Source organism: Halomonas lysinitropha (assembly GCF_902500215.1).
GTDB lineage: Bacteria > Pseudomonadota > Gammaproteobacteria > Pseudomonadales > Halomonadaceae > Halomonas > Halomonas lysinitropha.
Window position 1 is genome coordinate 501663 of the sequence record NZ_CABVOU010000027.1, and the last position, 17553, is coordinate 519215.

The following is a 17553-nucleotide window of genomic DNA, read 5'->3' on the forward strand; positions in this document are numbered from 1 at the left end:
TCATGAAACGTCACACAAACATCCTGGGCAGAACAACCCTGGCCCTGGCCGGTGCGACTCTGGCCGCCGGCATGAGCATGGCCGCCTGGGCGGAGTACGAGACCCTCGTGGAGATGGGCTATCCCGCCCCCCAGGAGGGCGAACTGGTGCATGTGCCGCCGACCATGGCGGATCTCGAGGAGGCCGACCTGCATCCCGAGCTGAAGAAGGTCATCCGCCGTGGCTACGACCTCTTTACCGATACCCAGCAGCTGCGCGGCGAGAACGTCTTCAACGACATGAACTGCTCCAGCTGCCACCTGGGCGAGGGCCGCCAGCCGTTCAGCGCACCGATCTGGCCGGCGGCGGTCACGCTGCCGAACTTCCGGGGCAAGAATCAGCACGTCAACAACCTGGAGGAGCGCATCGCCGGCTGCTTCGCCTACTCCATGAACGGCACCCCGCCCGAGTACGGCAGTGACGACATGCTGGCCCTCTCCGCCTACCACCAGTGGCTGGCCACGGGGGCGCCCATGTATCCGGATCAGCCGATCTACGGCCGCGGCTTCCCGGCCCCTGAGCGGCCCGAGGAGCTGAGCTATGCACGTGGCGAGCAGGGCTATCTCGATAACTGCGCGATCTGTCACAGCGAGGACGGCTCAGGCCTCTACGAGGATGGCGAGTACGTCTTCCCCGCCCCCTGGGGCGATGGCTCCAACAACTGGGGTGCCGGCATCGTGCGCACGCATACCGCGGCCGGGTTCATCAAGAACAACATGCCGCTGGGCCAGCCGCTGTCGCTCTCCGACCAGGAGGCCTGGGACATCGCCTACTACATGACCCGCCAGGAGCGCCCGCAGGACCCGCGCTACACCGGCGACGTGGAGGAAACCCGGGAAAAGTTCGGGCCCACCTTCCACAAGAACTCCAGCTATGGCCAGGTGCGCGAGCACGATGGCCACCGCCTCGCCGACCACGCCAACTGGGGTGAGAAGGGTGATATCGTGCCCTGGAACGTCGGCCAGACGCGCTTCGAGGACCTGGAGGACTGACAAAAGGCTTCACATGGAGACAAGCGGGCCCCCCGGCCGATGGCCGGGGGGCCCGCTTGCGTGGCCTCAGGGGCCCGGGGAGCCCATCATGTCCTCGAGCCGCTCCTCGCTCGGTGCCCCCTCGACCTTTTCCAGGCGGCCCTCGTCGTTGCGGTAGTAGCTGGTAGGCGTGGCCATCAGCCCCAGCATCTCGAAGAGCTGGTTGTTGGCGTAGACCTGCTCCTCGATCTCGCGGGGTTGGGCGGAACCCTCGATGCCCTCGTCACTGTCCTGGTGCGCCTGCAGCGCGGCGGCGGGGTCCTCGGCGCCGAGCAGGGCGGCCGCCTTGGCCGGGCTGTCGCTGCGCAGGATGCCGACCATGATATGGCGCAGCTGCACCTCGCCGTCTTCGACCCAGGGGCGGCTCTGGTCGTGGAAGCGGGCGCAGTAGGGGCAGTTGGGGTCGGTGAAGGTGTAGATCACGCGCTCTGCCTCGGAGTCGCCATCCTGTATCCAGTGGCTCTCCTCGAGCTGCTGCCATACCTCGGCCTCCTGGCCGCTGCGCACGTGCTCGTCCAGGGGCGCGGCGGAGAGGTCATTGCCATCGGCATCGAGCAGGGTACCGACCAGAGCATGCTCGCCGTCCGGCGTGAGGTAGACGGCCATCTCGCGGCCCCGATGGCTGGCGGCATAGCCGCTGAGGCCGCCCGGGGCCGCGAACTCGCCGTGAACCTCCAGGCCCTGGTCCACCAGGGCCTGGACCGGCGCCGGCCAGTGCTCGTCGGCGGCGAGTGTCGCAGTGAGCGAGAGCGCGACCAGGCCGGCCGTCAGGGTCAGGGAGAGGGGAAAGGGGCGCATCGCGGTGTCCTGTTCAAGAGGGCATGTCGTTAAGGGGTGGCGTGGTGACCCGTCATGGCCCCACAAGTTCCCCTGCTGCCACCTGGTCATTCACCCGGCATCAATCGCCTTGGCTACCGTCGAGACGCAATGTCGCATCCCGCTCCCTGTCCGTTGCGATGCAGGGTAAGCAGGATAACTTAACGAAGAGAGGCAGGGAGTGGGGCGGACCGGGGCGAGGACGGGGTGGTATCCTGTCGGTCACCTATCGCCAGGGGCGCCACATGGCCAGCAACCACCACGATACAGGCTACAAGGAGCTGTTCAGCCACCCGGAGTTCGTTCAGCAGCTGATCGAGGGCTTTGCGCCGAGCGAGATCGCCGGGCTGATGGATTTCTCCACGCTCAAGCAGCACAGCGGCCACTACATCACGCCGATGTTCGAGGAGAAGATCGAAGATGTGGTGTGGTCGGTCGAAGTGACCTGGGAAGGGGTGAAGCAGGAGGTATATCTGTACATCCTGCTGGAGTTCCAGTCGGCGATAGACCGCACCATGCCGCTGCGGCTGATGCACTACGTCGCCTGTTTCTACAGCGAACTGCTCAAGCAGAAGGTCACCACCCCCGGCCAAGGCTTGCCGCCGATCCTGCCCATCGTGCTCTACAACGGCTCGGCACCCTGGACGGCACAGCAGGACATCTACGCCATGGTGCAACCGGAACCGCCGGGCTTCCTGCGGGTCTACCAGCCGCACCTGCGCTACTACCTGATCGACGAGGGGCGCTATACTGATGAGCAGTTGGGCCTGCGCCAGACGCCGCTGAGCGGGGTGTTCAGCGTCGAGAACGCCGGTGAGAGCTGGGCCGCCTTGCAGCAAGCCGTGGACCGAGTGGTGGCGATCATCCAGGCCGATCCCCACAAGGCGCGCACCGACCGGATCATTACCCGCTGGCTCAAGCGGCACTTGCAGTGGCTCGGGGCTGAGGTCAACCTGGATCAGCTCGAAAGCCTCGTGGAGGATAAAGACATGCTGGCAGAAAATTTAGAGAATCTTGTGAAGAAGGAGCGTCTGGAAGGGCGTCAGGAAGAGGCGCTGCGGATTCTGAGCAAGCAGATTGGCCTCAAGTTCGGTGAGTTGCCCGAGTGGGCCGAGCAGCGATTGGAGCAAGCGACGCCCGAGCAGTTGGAAGACTGGTCGTCTGACATCCTGACCGCCAATTCCCTAGACGAGCTGTTCAAGCACTGACCCCAGCGGTAAGCTCGGCTCGTTCCCCGTTCCCCGTTCCCCTCTGGAGTCGACCGCCATGCGTATCGCCGCCTTGCCGCTGGCCCTCTTCTCGCTGTTCAGCGCCACGGCGCTGGCCCAGTCCCTCACCGTCGAGGATGCCCGGGTGCGGGCGGTGCCGCCGGGGTCGCCCACCACGGCCGCCTTCATGGATCTGACCAATCCGGGCGAGACGGACCTGGCGCTGGTCGGGGGAGCCTCGCCGCTGGCTGGCACCCTGGAGCTCCACAATCACGTGATGGTCGAGGGCGTGATGCAGATGCGCCAGGTCGAGGAGATTCCGCTCCCCGCTGGCGAGACCGTGCGGTTGGCCCCGGGCGGCTGGCACCTGATGCTCTTCGAACTGGCCAGGCCCCCGGTCGAGGGCGAGAGCGTCGCGCTCACCCTGACCCTCGACAACGGCGAGACCCTGAGTGTCGAAGCGCCGGTCAGGCGGGTACAGCCGATGGAGATGCAGGGTGATGGCCAGCACATGGGGCAGTAGCGAGCCTGCCAGTAGAGCAATTGCAGTTACTCGAAGCGAGGGGCGCCGGGGGCAGGTCGGAGAGGAGGTCCTACGCCAGGGGTGAGGAGCACTGCTCCGAACGGGCTGGCCACGGATGGCCAGCACCGGTCCTGCAAGCGGAGCGGGACGCGAGAGCGCAGCAGGGCGTCGGTAGCGCCCAGGGAAGGGTTTACAGCGCCTCCTTGAAGGCCTGCCGACGGATCAGCCCCGAGCAATGCTGCTATCTGCCGGCAGCCGCTGGGCGCCTTCCCTGCTAACCGTTACAATGCCTGGATATCCCTTTTCATCGACCTCGGGTTATCCCTATGCATTGCCCCTTCTGTGGCGCCAATGACACGCGCGTGACCGACTCTCGCCTGGTGGTAGAGGGCGACCAGGTGCGGCGGCGGCGTCAGTGCGCGGCCTGCGGCGAGCGCTTCACCACCTACGAGACCGCCGAGCTGGTGATGCCGCGCGTGATCAAGTCCGATGGCACCCGGGAAGTGTTCGACGAGACCAAGCTGCGCGCCGGCATGCTGCGGGCTCTGGAGAAGCGGCCGGTCAGCGCCGAGTCCATCGAGGCGGCCGTGGAGCGCATTCGCCAGAACCTGCGAGCGCGGGGCGAGCGTGAGATTCATGCCCGGGATATCGGCGAGGAGGTCATGCAGGCCCTCAAACGCCTCGACCAGGTGGCCTACATCCGCTTTGCCTCGGTCTATCGCAGCTTTCAGGATATCGATGAGTTCCGCGCCGAAATCGACCGCCTGGCCCAGGAGCCCGGCTTTGCTTCGGATCCTTCCGGGGCGTCCTGATGGCGGAGCACAGCGTCCCCGAGGCCTGGATGGCGCGTGCCCTGATGCTCGCGCATCGCGGGCGTTATACCACCGACCCTAATCCGCGAGTGGGTTGTGTGCTGGTCAGGGATGATCGGGTGGTCGGTGAGGGTTGGCACCAGCGGACCGGCGAGCCCCATGCCGAGATCCACGCGCTGCGGGCGGCGGGGCAGCAGGCCCGCGGTGCCACCGCCTACGTGACCCTGGAGCCCTGTTCCCATTACGGGCGCACCGGCCCCTGTGACCTGGCGCTGGTCGAGGCCGGCGTGACGCGGGTGGTCGTGGCCATGCAGGACCCCAACCCCCGGGTGGCGGGTCGAGGCATCGCCCGATTGCGCGAGGCTGGCATCGAAGTGGCGGTGGGGATGCTCGAGGAGGAGGCGCTGTCGCTCAATCCCGGTTTCGTGATGCGCATGTCCCATGGCCGCCCCTTCGTGCGCCTGAAGATGGCCATGAGCCTCGATGGCCGCACCGCCATGCGCTCCGGCGAGTCCCAATGGATTACCGGGCCCCAGGCCCGCCGCGAGGTGCAGCGCCTGCGTGCCCGTTCCAGCGCCATCCTCACCGGGGTCGAGTCGATCATCTTCGACAATGCCCGACTCACCGTGCGCCCCGAGCAGCTCGAACTGCCCGAAGGCGAGGCGCTCGCCGCTCGCCAGCCGCTGCGGGTGGTGGTGGACTCCCGGCTGCGCTTGCCCCTGGCCGCGGCCTGCCTGCGCGAACCCGGCCGCACCCTGGTGGCCACCCTGGACGACCACGACCCCGAGCGACGCGAGCGGCTCGAGGCTGCCGGCGCCGAGGTGGTGACGATACCTGCGGGCCCCGATGGCCGCGTGGATCTCGACGCCCTGTTGCGCCATCTGGCTGAGACGGAGCAGGCCAACGAGGTGTTGCTGGAGACCGGCGCGACGCTGGCCGGTGCCATGCTCGAGGCCGGCCTGATCGATGAGATGCAGCTGTTCGTGGCGCCGACCCTGCTCGGCGGCGAGGCGCGTCCGCTCTTCGAACTACCGGGCCTGAGTCTGATGGCCCAGCAGAAGGGGCTGGAGATCCTCGACATCCGGGCCGTGGGGGATGACTGGCGCATCACCGCCCGGCCGGTAAGGCCCCGAGCCCCCTCGTCATCGGCCATCGCGCAATAAATTGCGCTCCCACAATATCTGAAGCGCCACGGTAGTCTTGTGGGAGCAACGGTTCGGCGCTCCGATTTTAGTTCGCGATGGTGTCCGCGCCACGGTGGCTCTTTACTGGCGCCCGACGACGCGCCACGGTACCCTGTCGCGGTTTCGGGGTGGCGACGCCTGACGGCGACTTCCACGTCGGCGTAGGACGACAGCCACCACGCTGAATCAATGGAGACTCCATGGTGCACGCCTCATCCGGGGGCCTGGCCCCCATCGAAGAACTGGTCGAGGACATCCGTCAGGGCAAGATGGTGATCCTGATGGATGACGAGGATCGCGAGAACGAGGGTGACCTCATCATGGCCGCCGAGAAGGTCGAGGCCGAGCACATCAACTTCATGGCGCGTCACGCCCGAGGTCTGATCTGCCTGCCGATGACCCGCGAGCGCTGTGAACGACTCCGCCTGCCGCTGATGGTTCGCGACAACGGTTCCGGCTTCGCGACCAAGTTCACCCTGTCGATCGAGGCCGCCGAGGGGGTGACCACCGGCATCTCCGCCGCCGATCGGGCCCGCACCGTGCGCGCCGCGGTCGCCCGCGATGCGGTGGCCGCCGACATCGTCCAGCCCGGCCACATCTTCCCGCTGATGGCCGAGCCCGGTGGCGTGCTGCGTCGCGCCGGTCATACCGAAGCGGCCTGCGATCTCTCCGCCCTGGCCGGCCTCGACCCGAGCGGCGTGATCTGCGAGGTCATGAACGAGGATGGCAGCATGGCGCGGCGGGCGGAGCTCGAGCGATTCGCCGTTGAGCATGGCCTGAAGATGGGCACCATTGCTGACCTCATCCACTATCGGATCCACAATGAACAGACCGTGCAGCCGGTGGAGTCGACGCCGGTCGAGACCGCCTTCGGCGAGCTCAGCCTGCACGTCTTCCGCGACAGCATCCAGGGGGCTCATCACCTGGCGCTGGTCAAGGGCCATCCGCATCCCGAGGCCCTGACCACGGTACGCGTGCACTTGGCCAACGTGATGCGTGATCTGCTCGCCCTGCAGAAGGGCGACAAGCCGAGCTGGACCGCCCAGCAGGCCCTCGCCGAGGTGGCGCGGGCCGAGCACGGCGTCTTCGTGCTGCTCGACGACGGGCGTCCTCACCAGGATCTTCACGATCTGCTCGAGGTGTTCCTGGAGCGTCGTCGGTCGCCGCGCACCAGCGACTCCGACGGCGCGGGCAACTATCTGACCATCGGCACCGGCTCGCAGATCCTGCGCCATCTGGGGGTGGGCAGGATGCGCCTGTTGAGTTCACCCTGGAAGTTTTCGGCGCTCTCCGGCTTCGACCTCGAGGTGGTGGAGCGCCTGGAACCCGGCGAGCTGGCGTCCAGTGAGTCGGACGACGACTAGCGTTACAGCCTCTTACATCACGACATGGCTCATTCGCCATGCCTTCCGGATCCTCACGCACCGGACCTCTCAGGACACAGAATCATGCAACCGATTTCCCAAGTCGAAGGTAGTTTCGTCGACGTCGATGGCCGCTACGTGATCGTGGTCGGCCGCTTCAATCACCACGTGGTGGACAGCCTGGTCGAGGGCGCCGTGGACAGCCTGGTCCGCCATGGCGTCGACCCGCAGGGCATCGATATCGTCCACGTGCCTGGCGCCTGGGAACTGCCGCTGGCCATCAAGCGCGTGCTGCAGGTGGCACGCCCCGAGGCAGTGATCGCCCTGGGGGCGGTGATTCGTGGCGGTACCCCGCACTTCGAGTATGTCGCCGGCGGCTGCAACACCGCCATGGGCAGCCTTCAGCTGGAGTTCGACACCCCGGTGGCCAACGGCGTGCTGACCGTGGAGTCCATCGAGCAGGCCATCGAGCGCGCCGGCACCAAGGCCGGCAACAAGGGCGCCGAGGCGGCCATGGCGGCGATGGAAATGGTCTCGCTGCTGCGCTGTTTCAGTGACGACGCCGACGAGGGTGGTGAGGCATGAACGCTGAGCGCCCGCGGGCCCCGTCCAAGGCCCAGCAGTCGCGTCGTGCGGCACGCGAGCTGGCGGTTCAGGGCCTCTATCAGTGGCAGATGACCGGCAAGTCGATCTCCGCCGTGGAGGCCGAGTTCCGTAGCCAGCTGGCCGACGACGATCTCGAGGATCACGAGAACTGGCACAAGGTCATGGAATTCGCCGATCTGGCGCTCTTCCACGAGCTGCTGCACAACGTCGCGAATCAGCGTCGTGAGCTCGATGCCGCCATCGCGCCACTGCTCGACCGGCGCCTCGAGGATCTCGACCCCATCGAGCTGGCGATTCTGCGCCTGGGCGCCTACGAGCTCTCTCGTCGCCCCGAGGTTCCGTACCGCGCGGTGATCAACGAGGGGGTCGAACTGGCCAAGTCGTTCGGTGCCACCGACGGCCACAAGTACGTCAACGGTATTCTCGACAAGCTTGCCGGGCGACTGCGATCCGCCGAGGTCACCGCTCGCCGCCGCTGAAGGCCAGCCCCTGATGCACAGCGAATTCGAACTCATTACCCGCTTCTTCACTCCCGACCCCCCGGGGGCCGAGGCCGGCGTGACCCTGGGTGTCGGGGACGACTGCACCCTGCTGGCCCCCACGCCCGGGCAGCGGCTGGCGGTCAGCGTGGATACCTCGGTGGCCGGCATCCACTTTCCCGAGGATGCCCCGGCCGTGGCGGTCGGCCATCGAGCGCTGGCGGTCAGCCTGAGCGATCTGGCGGCCATGGGCGCCCGCGCCCGCTGGTGCCTGATGTCGCTGACCCTGCCGGCGGCCGATGACGACGCCTGGCTGGCGGATTTCGCCCGTGGCTTCCATGCTCTCTGTGACGCCACCGACACGGCCCTGGTGGGCGGCGATGTGACCCGCGGCGAACTGGCCATCGGCGTGACGGTGATGGGTGAAGTGCCCCCCGCACAGGCGCTGACCCGCAGCGGGGCGCGGCCGGGTGACCTGGTGGCGGTAACCGGTGCGCTGGGGGGCGGGGCCGGGGGGCTGGCCCTGTGGCAGCGTGGCGAACGCGATACCGGCCACCCGCTGCTGCAGCGCTATCTCCATCCGCTTCCGCGCCTCGAGGCGGGCCTGGCCCTGCGTGGCCTGGCCAGCGCCGCCATCGACATCTCCGACGGCCTGCTCGCCGACCTCGGCCATCTCCTCGAGGCCTCGGGCGTCGGGGCCGAGCTGACGCCCGACACCCTGCCCCTGGCCGAGGGGCTGGTGACGGCGCTGGGCGAGGAGGGGGCTCGGCAGGCAGGGCTCCACGGCGGTGATGACTACGAGCTGTTGCTCGGCCTGCCTCCCGACCACCTCGACGAAGCTCGCGCCCGGCTGGCCGCCCTGGGCCTGGCCCTCACGGTGATCGGCCGCTTCAGCGACCGATCCGGCGTGCAGGGCGTGACGGTCACCGGCGATCGCGGCTGGCAGCACTTTTCGGGAGGTGTCGCTCCATGAATCAGGCCCCCGCCAGCGTATGGCGACGCCCCGTGCACTTCCTGGCCTTCGGGCTGGGCAGTGGTACCGTGCCCTTCGCGCCCGGCACCTTCGGCACCCTGGCGGCGATTCCCTTCTACTGGCTGATTTCCGAGCTGCCGCTGGGCTGGTATCTGGGCCTGGTAGCGGCGACCTTCTTCTGGGGCATCTGGCTGTGCGACAAGACCTCCCGCGACCTAGGGGTTCACGACCATTCGGGCATCGTCTGGGACGAGTTCGTCGGCTACTGGCTGACCATGGCGGCGGTGCCTTTTTCCTGGGAAGCGGCTCTCTGGGGGTTCGTGGTCTTCCGTATCTTTGATGTCTTCAAGCCCTGGCCGATCCGCTGGGCGGACCGGCGGGTCGCCGGTGGCTTCGGTATCATGATCGATGATGTCCTCGCCGCGGTGTATGCATGGAGTACCATGCATCTGTGGTTCTGGCTCCACTGACCCGGGGTCATTGAAAGCTCTCCAGCGTTTCGGCGACACAGGAGTGGTCCGGAAAAGGCGCGGGTAAGGAACGCCATGATGCGCAAGGAACGACTGATCGTCCCGCTGGTGGTGGGAGTGGCGCTGCTCTGGGGCGCCGCCCAGTATCTCTCGAGCGTGCTCTTCGAGCGCGAACTTGCGCGCGCCCTCGAGGATCTCACCGCCCGGGGCGAGCTCGCGGTTGAGCGCAGCGACATCGAACGCGGCTGGCTCGAGTCCCGCGGCACCCTCCATCTGACGCCCCGCTTCGGCCAGGCCTGGCATCTCGAGCTGCCCTATGTGGCACGTCACGGGGTGATCAGCACGCGCATCGACGGCGAGCTGATCCCGCATCTCGGGCCCGACGACCGACGCTTGTTCGGCGACGCCCTGCCCTCGAGCCCGCCCACCTGGCAGGCCCGCTACCGCACCCTTGGCGCCACCCTGGAGGGGCATCTGCAGTTGGCCCCTTTCATCGTCAGCCAGGCGGGGCGCGAACTCGATTTCCGCGGTGGGCGTATCACCTTCGGCGGGGTCTACGGTGACTGGCGGCTGCAGGCCAGGCTCGAGCCCTGGCGCCTCAGTGATGGCCCGGCTGCCCTGGAAGCGGGGCCGACCGTCCTGGAGAGTCGCTATGCCTATACCGATGCCGCCTACCATTTCCGCCAGCAGGACCTGCTCAAGGTGGAGCGACTGACCTGGCAGCAGCCGGATCTCGAACTGGAAGCCCGCGGGGTGATCCTGCATAGCCGCACGGTGCTCGATGAACAGGAACTGCGCGTCGAGAGCGAGCTGACCCTGGACCGCCTGGTGACGGCCGGGCAGGTGCTGCTCACCGGCCGTGTCGACCTGGAGCTGTCACGCATCAATGCCGACGCCCTGCGCAGCGTGCTGGCCGTGCTGCGCACCGAGGCGGCCCGCGGCGATGCCGCTCAGGAGAGCGGCGACCTGCTGGCCCGCCTGGAGCCGCAGTTACTGGCCACGCTCCAGGACTCCCCCCGGCTGGACATCCATGCCATCGACCTCCGCAGCCCGATGCTGGGGCTGGAGGCGCGGGGCGACGGGGCATTGTTCTTCGATTCGCGCCAGCTCTCGGAATTGAGTCTGGTCGCGCTCGTCGATCCTCATGAACAGGCCAGCGAACAGGCTCGCTGGCGAGCACGGCTCTTCGGTGACCTCATCTGGCACCAGGCGCCCAAGGTGGTGGCCCTGTGGCTCGGTCTGCCGCTGGATACCCGGGATCTGGAGATCGATGTGGTGCGTGGCCGGGTTCGGATCAACGGTCGTCCACTGCCGCCGGCCCTCGAACGGTTCCAATGACTTGAAGTCGGGCGTCGGTGCCCGCATTCCTCAGGCAGACCCGGGAATCTATCCCGACGATCCAGAATGAGGAACGCATGAGCGACGATCACGAAGCGCAGGATGGTCTGGACTGGATTCAGGCCAACACCGACGATGCCTTGCACGACGAGAGGCCCGACGAGGGCAACCACCATGCGGTGGTGCCCGCCAGTGACTCGCTGCCCGAGCGCATCTATCTGCTGCCGATTCACAATCGGCCCTTCTTTCCTGCCCAGGTCCAACCGCTGGTGGTCAACCGCGAGCGCTGGGAAGAGACCATCCGGCGTGTCGGCAATACGCCGCATCACACCGTGGGCCTGGCCTTCGTCGGCGAGACCGGCGTCGAGGAGCTCGGCGGGGAGGATTTTCCCGAGATCGGGACCGCCGTGAAGGTACACAAGTTGCAGGGCGAGGAGCAGCAGATCCAGTTCATCGCCCAGGGGGCGCGCCGTTTTCGCATCCAGCGCTGGCTCTCCCGCACGCCGCCTTACCTGGTGGAGGTGAGCTATCCCCGTGAGCCGGTGGACGCCGAGGAGGACGAGACCCGCGCCTATGCCATGGCGATGATCAACGGCATCAAGGAGCTGCTGCCGATCAATCCGCTGTATGGTGAGGAGCTCAAGCACTACCTCAACCGCTTCAGCCCCCACGAGCCGGGGCCGCTGACCGATTTCGCCGCCGCCATCACCTCGGCCAAGGGACCGGAGCTGCAGGACGTGCTGGAGACCCTGCCGGTCATGGAGCGCATGCAGAAGGTGCTGCCCTTGCTGCGCAAGGAGATCGAGGTCGCCCAGCTGCAGAGCGAGATCAGCGACCAGGTCAATGCCCAGATGCAGGAGCGTCAGCGGGAGTTCTTCCTGCGCGAGCAGCTCAAGGTCATCCAGCGCGAGCTGGGCATCTCCAAGGATGATCGCGAGAACGATGTCGACACCTTCCGCGCACGCCTCGAGGGGTGTGTGGTCCCGGAGCGGGTCATGGAGCGCATCGATGAAGAGCTCGACAAGCTCTCGGTGCTGGAGACCGGCTCGCCGGAATATGGCACCACGCGCAACTATCTGGACTGGCTGACCAGCATGCCCTGGGGGGTGCGCAGCCAGGACCAGCTCGACCTGGTCCATGCCCGGCAGGTGCTCGACCGCGACCATGACGGCCTCAAGGACGTCAAGGAGCGTATCGTCGAGTTCCTCGCCGAGGGCACCTTCAAGGGCGACGTGGGGGGCTCCATCCTGCTGCTGGTGGGTCCGCCGGGTGTCGGCAAGACCTCGGTGGGGCGCTCCATCGCCGAGGCCCTGGGCCGCGAGTTCTATCGCTTCTCGGTGGGCGGCATGCGCGACGAGGCCGAGATCAAGGGGCATCGCCGCACCTACATCGGCGCCATGCCCGGCAAGCTGGCCCAGGCCCTCAAGGAGGTGGAGGTCGAGAACCCGGTGATCATGCTCGACGAGATCGACAAGATGGGGCAGTCCTTCCAGGGCGACCCGGCCTCGGCGCTGCTCGAGGTGCTCGATCCGGAGCAGAACGTCGACTTCCTCGATCACTACCTCGACGTGCGCCTGGATCTCTCCAAGGTGCTGTTCGTGTGCACTGCCAACACCCTGGATGCGATTCCCCCGGCGCTGCTGGACCGCATGGAGCAGATCCGTCTCTCCGGCTATATCGCCGAGGAGAAGATGGATATCGCCAAGCACCACCTCTGGCCCAAGCTGCTCAAGCGCGACCGCATTCCCAAGAAGCGCATCAACCTCACCGCCGCGGCGCTGCGTCAGGTGATCGAGGGGTACGCCCGCGAGGCGGGGGTGCGCCAGCTCGAGAAGCAGCTGCACCGGATCGTGCGCAAGGCGGCCGTGAAGCTTCTCGAGAGCGGCCAGCAGTCGGTGCGGATCTCGGTGACCAACCTCGAGGACTACCTGGGGCCGCCGATCTTCCGCAAGGAGCAGGTGATGAAGGGGGAGGGCGTCGTCACCGGCCTGGCCTGGACCACCATGGGCGGCGCCACCCTCTCCGTCGAGGCCGGCAAGGTGCATGCCCTGGACCGCGGCTTCAAGCTTACCGGCCAGCTCGGCGACGTCATGAAGGAGTCGGCCAATATCGCCTACAGCTATGTGCTCGGCCATCTGGGTGAATACGGCGCCGATACCGACTTTTTCGACTCCGCCTTCGTGCACCTGCACGTGCCGGAAGGCGCCACGCCCAAGGATGGCCCCTCGGCCGGGGTGACCATCGCCACGGCGCTGCTGTCCCTGGCCAGGCACTGTGCCATCGACCGGCCGATGGCGATGACCGGCGAGCTGACCCTGACCGGCCAGGTACTGCCGGTGGGCGGTATCCGCGAGAAGGTGATCGCCGCGCGGCGCAGCGACATCTCCGAGCTGATCCTGCCCGACGCCAACCGCCGTGATTACGACGAGCTGCCCGACTACCTCAAGGAGGGCATGACGGTGCATTTTGCCGACCACTACGGTGATGTGGCCAAGGTGGTATTCGGCTGAGCCTCTGCCCTGTCAATTGCCGAGCCTACGACCGGGGGCCGGCAGGAAGGCTTCCTCGTGTGTTGGTTGGATATTATAGTGATTGGTGACTGCTCCCCGCCCTAAGCGCTGACGCGCCACGGGCGAGGCTTCCCACTTCTCAGGCAGCAGCCGGCGACATGCCGGACTTACGCAAGCCTCCATGGGCAGAGACGGACAGCCCTTCCGCCTTCAACTTCACTATGCCTTGATGCTTGATGTTCAGCGCCGCGTTGATGTCCCGGTCGTGCTGTGTGTGGCAGGCGGGGCACTCCCACGACCGGAGACTCAACGGCATGGCGTCCATCTTGTGCTGGCAGACATGGCAGGTCTTGGAGCTGGCAAACCACGGGTCGATCTTGACCAGATGTTTGCCCTGCTCCTTGGCCTTGTAGTCCAGTTTGGCCGTCAAGGCATGCCATGACGCATCGCCGATGTGCTTGGCGAGCTTGGCGTTTTTCATCATGTTCTTGACCTTCAGCGTCTCGACGATCACCGCTTGGTTGTCGTCAACAATCTGTCGAGAGAGCTTGTGCTGGAAGTCATTGCGGGCATTGGCAACCCGCTCGTGCGCCTTGGCGACGAGTAGCCGTGCCCTAGCTCGATGGGCGCTGCCCTTCTTCGTGCGGGCCAGCGCCTGCTGTTTGCGCTTGAGGTTCTTCTGCGCCTGCTTGAGGAAGCGCGGATTGGCGATCTTGCGGCCGGTGGAGTCAATGGCCAGATGCGACAACCCCATGTCGAGGCCGACGACACCGGCAGCGTCTACATCCTTCAGCAGTGCCGGGGCGACCTGTTCTGTTTCGTAGAGCAGCGAGGCGTAGTGCTTCCCGGTGACCGTCCGGGTCAGGGTGATGCTTTTCAGCCTGCCCTCAACCTTACGATGCACCTTGGCCTTGATCGGCCCGAGCTTGGGCACCTTAATCCAGCTATCGCCAGCATTGACGCCGACGCAGTGGTAGCTGGATTGCTTGCCCCGCTTGCTCTTGAAGCGCGGGTAGCCCGTCTTTTGATGGGGGTCGAAGAAGCGCTGGAAGGCTTGGTCGAGATTGATGCACGACTGCTGGAGAGCCATGGAATCCGCTTCTTTCAGCCAGCCATACTGGCGGGACTTCTTGGCCACCGGAAGCAGCTTTTTGATGTCGTGTTTTGCACTCAACGACTGGCCGTGGCGCTTGTAGCGATGGGACATGATGCGAAGGCCGGTGTTGTAGCAGAAACGCACCGCGCCGAACTGGCGGTTCAGAAACGCCACCTGCTCGGTCGTGGGGTAGATGCGTATCTTCGTGGCCTTCAACATAGCGAAGCACATAGCATGGATGTATGTACAGCCTATGTCGTCTTATCCTGTCGGGCAACCCCAGCAGCGCTACCGCGCTGCCCGCTTACCTCCCCGCCCGAGTGGGCGAGGGTTCACGCGGATTTTGCTGATGCAGCAGTACGGCTTCATCGATACCCCGCTGCAGATGGTGATCGGGGGGTTCCTGGTGCTGCTGGCTTTGGAGACGGCGCGTCGCGCCATTGGCTGGCCGCTGCCGCTGGTGGCGCTGCTGGCACTGCTCTATGGGCTGTTCGGTGACCTTGTGCCCGGCCGTTACGGGCATCCCGGCATGCCGCTACCGAGCTTCATGGGCACCCTGACGATCTCCGAGGGTGGGCTCTGGGGCACGCTGACCGGGGTCAGCGTGGGTATAGTGGCAATCTTCGTGATCTTCGGTGCGGTACTCAACGCCGGAGAGGCGGGGCGGGGCTTCATGAACATGGCCGGTGCCGTGGCGGGTCGGCTAACCGGTGGTGCCGGCAAGGTGTCGGTGATCTCCTCGGCGCTGATGGGGTCGATCTCCGGTTCGGCCTCGGCCAACGTGGCCTCCACCGGCGCCATCACCATTCCCGGCATGGTGCGCCTGGGCTATCCGCGTGCTCTGGCCGGCGGTATCGAGGCGGTGGCTTCTTCGGGTGGCCAGATCATGCCGCCGCTGATGGGGGCCGGCGCCTTCGTGATGGTGGAGCTCACCGGGACGCCCTATACCCAGATCATGGCCGCGGCCATGCTCCCGGCAATTCTCTATTTCGCGACCGTGTGGGCGGGAATCAACGCCTACGCCACGCGCCACGACCTCAAGCCCGTGGACGAGGCCGACCGGCCCTCCGGACGTGAGGTGCTGATCACTTCCCTGTTCTTTGCGGTTCCCTTCGCGATCCTGCTGGAGCGCATCTTCGCGGGTGGCTTTACGCCCCAGTATGCGGCCAGCCTGGCGATCTTCGCCGGCGTGGCGCTGCTCTTCTTTGATGTCACCCTGACATTCTCCCTGGGCGGCTTTGCCTCGCGGCTGGCCGATGCGCTGGTCACGGCGGGGCGTCAGGTGGCGGTGATCGGCTCGATCATCATCTGCGCCTCGCTGGTGATCGGGGTGCTGTCGATGACCGGGCTGGGGGTCAAGATCACCTCGGGAATCCTCGCCTTGTCGGGAGAGGCGCTGTGGCCGGCGCTGCTGCTCACCGCCCTGGCCTGCCTGGTGCTCGGCATGGAGGTGCCGACCACCGCGGCCTACGTGATCTGTGTCTCGGTGGCGGGGCCCGCGCTGACCGAACTGGGCCTGGAGCCGCTGCTGGCACATCTCTTCGTGTTCTGGTTCGCGCTGCTCTCGACCATCACGCCGCCGGTCTGCGGCGGGGTCTTCATCGCCGCCGGCATGGTGGGAGAGAACTGGCTGAAAGTGGCCTTCAAGGCCATGGCGCTGGGTATCGGGCTCTATATCATTCCCCTGGCCATGGTCGCCAACCCGGACGTGATCCGGCTGGCCAGCGACCCCGTCGCGGCTTTGCTCGATACGTTGCGTATCGGCGCGGGGCTGGCCGCGATCTCCTACGGGGTGATTGCCCGCCGTACGGCCTGGGTCAGGATGCTGCTGGTCATTGCCGGCGCGCTGCTCATCTTCATGTTCAAGGAGGTGCTGTGAGGTTTGCCACCCTGGGCCCGGAAGGCAGCAACCATGCGCTGGTGCTGCGCCGCTATCTCGAGCGGCGAGGTCCCGCCGACGCGCGGGTCGAGCTCTTCGAGGCCTTTCCCGAGGCCTTCGAGGCGCTGCTGGCGGGCCGCGTCGATCGGGTCCTGCAGTGTACGGCGCACCCCAGCCATGCCGACTGCGTGGGCAGCACCATGCATCGCGCCTTTCCGGTGGAGGCCTTCGTCGCCGGCAGTCGGCCGCTGGCGCTGCTGGCGCGGGCCGAGGTGGCCGTGCCGGTCAGCGTGGGGCTGCAGCCGGCCACCCGCCATTACACCGATCTCTCGGCCTTCGACGAGCACCACGACTACGCCACCATCGTGGAGGTGGCGGCGGCCCTGAGGAGGGGGGAAGTGGACGCCGGCATCTGCGCTCGCGAAGTGCTGGCACAGCACCCCGATGACCTTCGGCTAGTGAGGGATCTCGGGTCGGCGCTGGACGTCTGGGTGCTCTACGCCACCCAGCCGCTGTCCGAGGAGCACCCCCTGGTGCTGGCCTGATTCGCGCCGCAGCAGGTCATCCTTCTGCATGGGCCTCAGGATCTGGCTTCCAGCTCGGCCAATGCCTGACGGCCGAAGTCGAGCATTGTAATAGCTCCAGGCACCTTCTCGCAGGATGTCGGCAAGGCTGGCGATGTCCTGTTCGCATTCGTCGAGATGCTGGCGCTGGGCGCTCAGATAGGCGCTCTGGTGGGAACTGTCAGGCATGAATGCCCTCCGGGTGAAGGTAGTCGATCTCCCAGCGTGACAGGATCCGCGATTCCTGGCGCATGCGAATCTGTGGGTGGAGATCGATCAGCAGACGGCCCTGATCGAGGATGCTCCAGCCCAGGGGAATCGGGGCGATGGCCAGGTCCACCACACTCAGCATGTCCTCGCCCATGCCCAGGGCTTGTTGCCATTCCAGGGCAAGCAGCTCGGGGCGCAGGCGCCGCTCCAGCGGGTCGTTGAGCCAGGTGGTAAATGCCACGGCCAGATCGAAATCACTCGCGGCCTGGTGCTCGCCACGAGCCCGTGAGCCGTACAACCACAGGGCGGCGATATCATCTCGAACCATCGCCAGATGGCGGATGGCGTCCAGGGTGTCGTCCGAAGTGGTGCTTTGGTGATGCATCGCAATGGCTATCGGTGGGTGATGACGTTGCGCCAATCTTCGTCCCTGATCGAGGGGCGTGCAAGCA

At 66.4% G+C, this 17553-nt stretch carries 16 protein-coding genes and 1 pseudogene; 14 read left to right on the forward strand and 3 right to left on the reverse strand.

The genetic code is table 11. From position 1 onward, the window contains the following. Positions 1–2 precede the first annotated feature (2 nt). Entirely contained in the window at positions 3–1031 is a 1029-nt protein-coding gene (locus tag HALO32_RS06825; RefSeq protein WP_151443009.1) for a c-type cytochrome, read from the forward strand. A gap of 66 nt (positions 1032–1097) precedes the next feature. Here HALO32_RS06825 and dsbG read toward each other — a convergent pair whose 3' ends face one another. Further along, the gene (gene dsbG, locus HALO32_RS06830) at positions 1098–1868 is read right to left on the reverse strand and encodes a thiol:disulfide interchange protein DsbG (protein WP_151443010.1); all 771 of its coding nucleotides are present in this window, start codon (positions 1866–1868) and stop codon (positions 1098–1100) included. A gap of 263 nt (positions 1869–2131) precedes the next feature. Between dsbG and HALO32_RS06835 the strand changes: the two genes are divergently transcribed. The 11 genes from HALO32_RS06835 (at position 2132) to lon (ending at position 13353) form a co-directional block, all read left to right on the forward strand. Continuing rightward, positions 2132–3094 carry an Rpn family recombination-promoting nuclease/putative transposase gene (locus tag HALO32_RS06835; protein WP_151443011.1) on the forward strand — a complete coding sequence of 321 codons (963 nt, stop codon included), beginning with the start codon at positions 2132–2134 and terminating at the stop codon, positions 3092–3094. A gap of 58 nt (positions 3095–3152) precedes the next feature. Next, positions 3153–3617, forward strand: coding sequence for a copper chaperone PCu(A)C (locus tag HALO32_RS06840; protein WP_151443012.1), 465 nt, complete (start codon positions 3153–3155; stop codon positions 3615–3617). A 326-nt stretch (positions 3618–3943) separates the two neighbouring features. Beyond that, positions 3944–4429, forward strand: a complete 486-nt coding sequence (gene nrdR, locus HALO32_RS06845) for a transcriptional regulator NrdR (protein WP_151443013.1) — start codon at positions 3944–3946, stop codon at positions 4427–4429. Then, complete coding sequence (ribD, locus tag HALO32_RS06850; RefSeq protein ID WP_151443014.1) at positions 4429–5592, forward strand: bifunctional diaminohydroxyphosphoribosylaminopyrimidine deaminase/5-amino-6-(5-phosphoribosylamino)uracil reductase RibD; 1164 nt, start codon at positions 4429–4431, stop codon at positions 5590–5592. The genes nrdR and ribD overlap by 1 nt, the downstream gene beginning before the upstream one ends. A gap of 221 nt (positions 5593–5813) precedes the next feature. Further along, complete coding sequence (gene ribBA / locus HALO32_RS06855; protein ID WP_151443015.1) at positions 5814–6977, forward strand: bifunctional 3,4-dihydroxy-2-butanone-4-phosphate synthase/GTP cyclohydrolase II; 1164 nt, start codon at positions 5814–5816, stop codon at positions 6975–6977. A gap of 84 nt (positions 6978–7061) precedes the next feature. Then, positions 7062–7562 carry a 6,7-dimethyl-8-ribityllumazine synthase gene (ribH, locus tag HALO32_RS06860; RefSeq protein WP_151443016.1) on the forward strand — a complete coding sequence of 167 codons (501 nt, stop codon included), beginning with the start codon at positions 7062–7064 and terminating at the stop codon, positions 7560–7562. Next, positions 7559–8062, forward strand: coding sequence for a transcription antitermination factor NusB (gene nusB, locus HALO32_RS06865; RefSeq protein WP_151443017.1), 504 nt, complete (start codon positions 7559–7561; stop codon positions 8060–8062). Before ribH ends, nusB begins: the two co-directional genes overlap by 4 nt. Before the next feature lie 13 nt (positions 8063–8075). Beyond that, positions 8076–9035 carry a thiamine-phosphate kinase gene (gene thiL, locus HALO32_RS06870; protein ID WP_151443018.1) on the forward strand — a complete coding sequence of 320 codons (960 nt, stop codon included), beginning with the start codon at positions 8076–8078 and terminating at the stop codon, positions 9033–9035. Beyond that, positions 9032–9505: a phosphatidylglycerophosphatase A family protein gene (locus tag HALO32_RS06875; protein WP_151443019.1), complete on the forward strand. Its 474-nt coding sequence runs from the start codon at positions 9032–9034 to the stop codon at positions 9503–9505. Before thiL ends, HALO32_RS06875 begins: the two co-directional genes overlap by 4 nt. Positions 9506–9583: 78 nt before the next feature. Continuing rightward, positions 9584–10843 carry a DUF945 family protein gene (locus tag HALO32_RS06880; protein WP_151443020.1) on the forward strand — a complete coding sequence of 420 codons (1260 nt, stop codon included), beginning with the start codon at positions 9584–9586 and terminating at the stop codon, positions 10841–10843. A gap of 77 nt (positions 10844–10920) precedes the next feature. Next, positions 10921–13353, forward strand: a complete 2433-nt coding sequence (lon, locus tag HALO32_RS06885; protein WP_151443021.1) for an endopeptidase La — start codon at positions 10921–10923, stop codon at positions 13351–13353. A 139-nt stretch (positions 13354–13492) separates the two neighbouring features. Here lon and HALO32_RS06890 read toward each other — a convergent pair whose 3' ends face one another. Then, positions 13493–14668 carry an RNA-guided endonuclease InsQ/TnpB family protein gene (locus HALO32_RS06890; RefSeq protein WP_151443022.1) on the reverse strand — a complete coding sequence of 392 codons (1176 nt, stop codon included), beginning with the start codon at positions 14666–14668 and terminating at the stop codon, positions 13493–13495. Positions 14669–14780: 112 nt separating this feature from the next. Here HALO32_RS06890 and HALO32_RS06895 point away from each other — a divergent pair. Further along, a pseudogene (locus tag HALO32_RS06895) lies at positions 14781–16328 on the forward strand (TRAP transporter permease); the annotation flags it as partial. Next, positions 16325–16873 carry a hypothetical protein gene (locus HALO32_RS06900; RefSeq protein ID WP_151443023.1) on the forward strand — a complete coding sequence of 183 codons (549 nt, stop codon included), beginning with the start codon at positions 16325–16327 and terminating at the stop codon, positions 16871–16873. The pseudogene HALO32_RS06895 and the gene HALO32_RS06900, both read left to right, overlap by 4 nt. 199 nt (positions 16874–17072) lie before the next feature. Here HALO32_RS06900 and HALO32_RS06905 read toward each other — a convergent pair whose 3' ends face one another. Continuing rightward, positions 17073–17486 (reverse strand): nucleotidyltransferase domain-containing protein, encoded by a 414-nt coding sequence (locus HALO32_RS06905; protein WP_225809805.1) that lies wholly within the window; start codon positions 17484–17486, stop codon positions 17073–17075. Positions 17487–17553 lie beyond the last annotated feature (67 nt).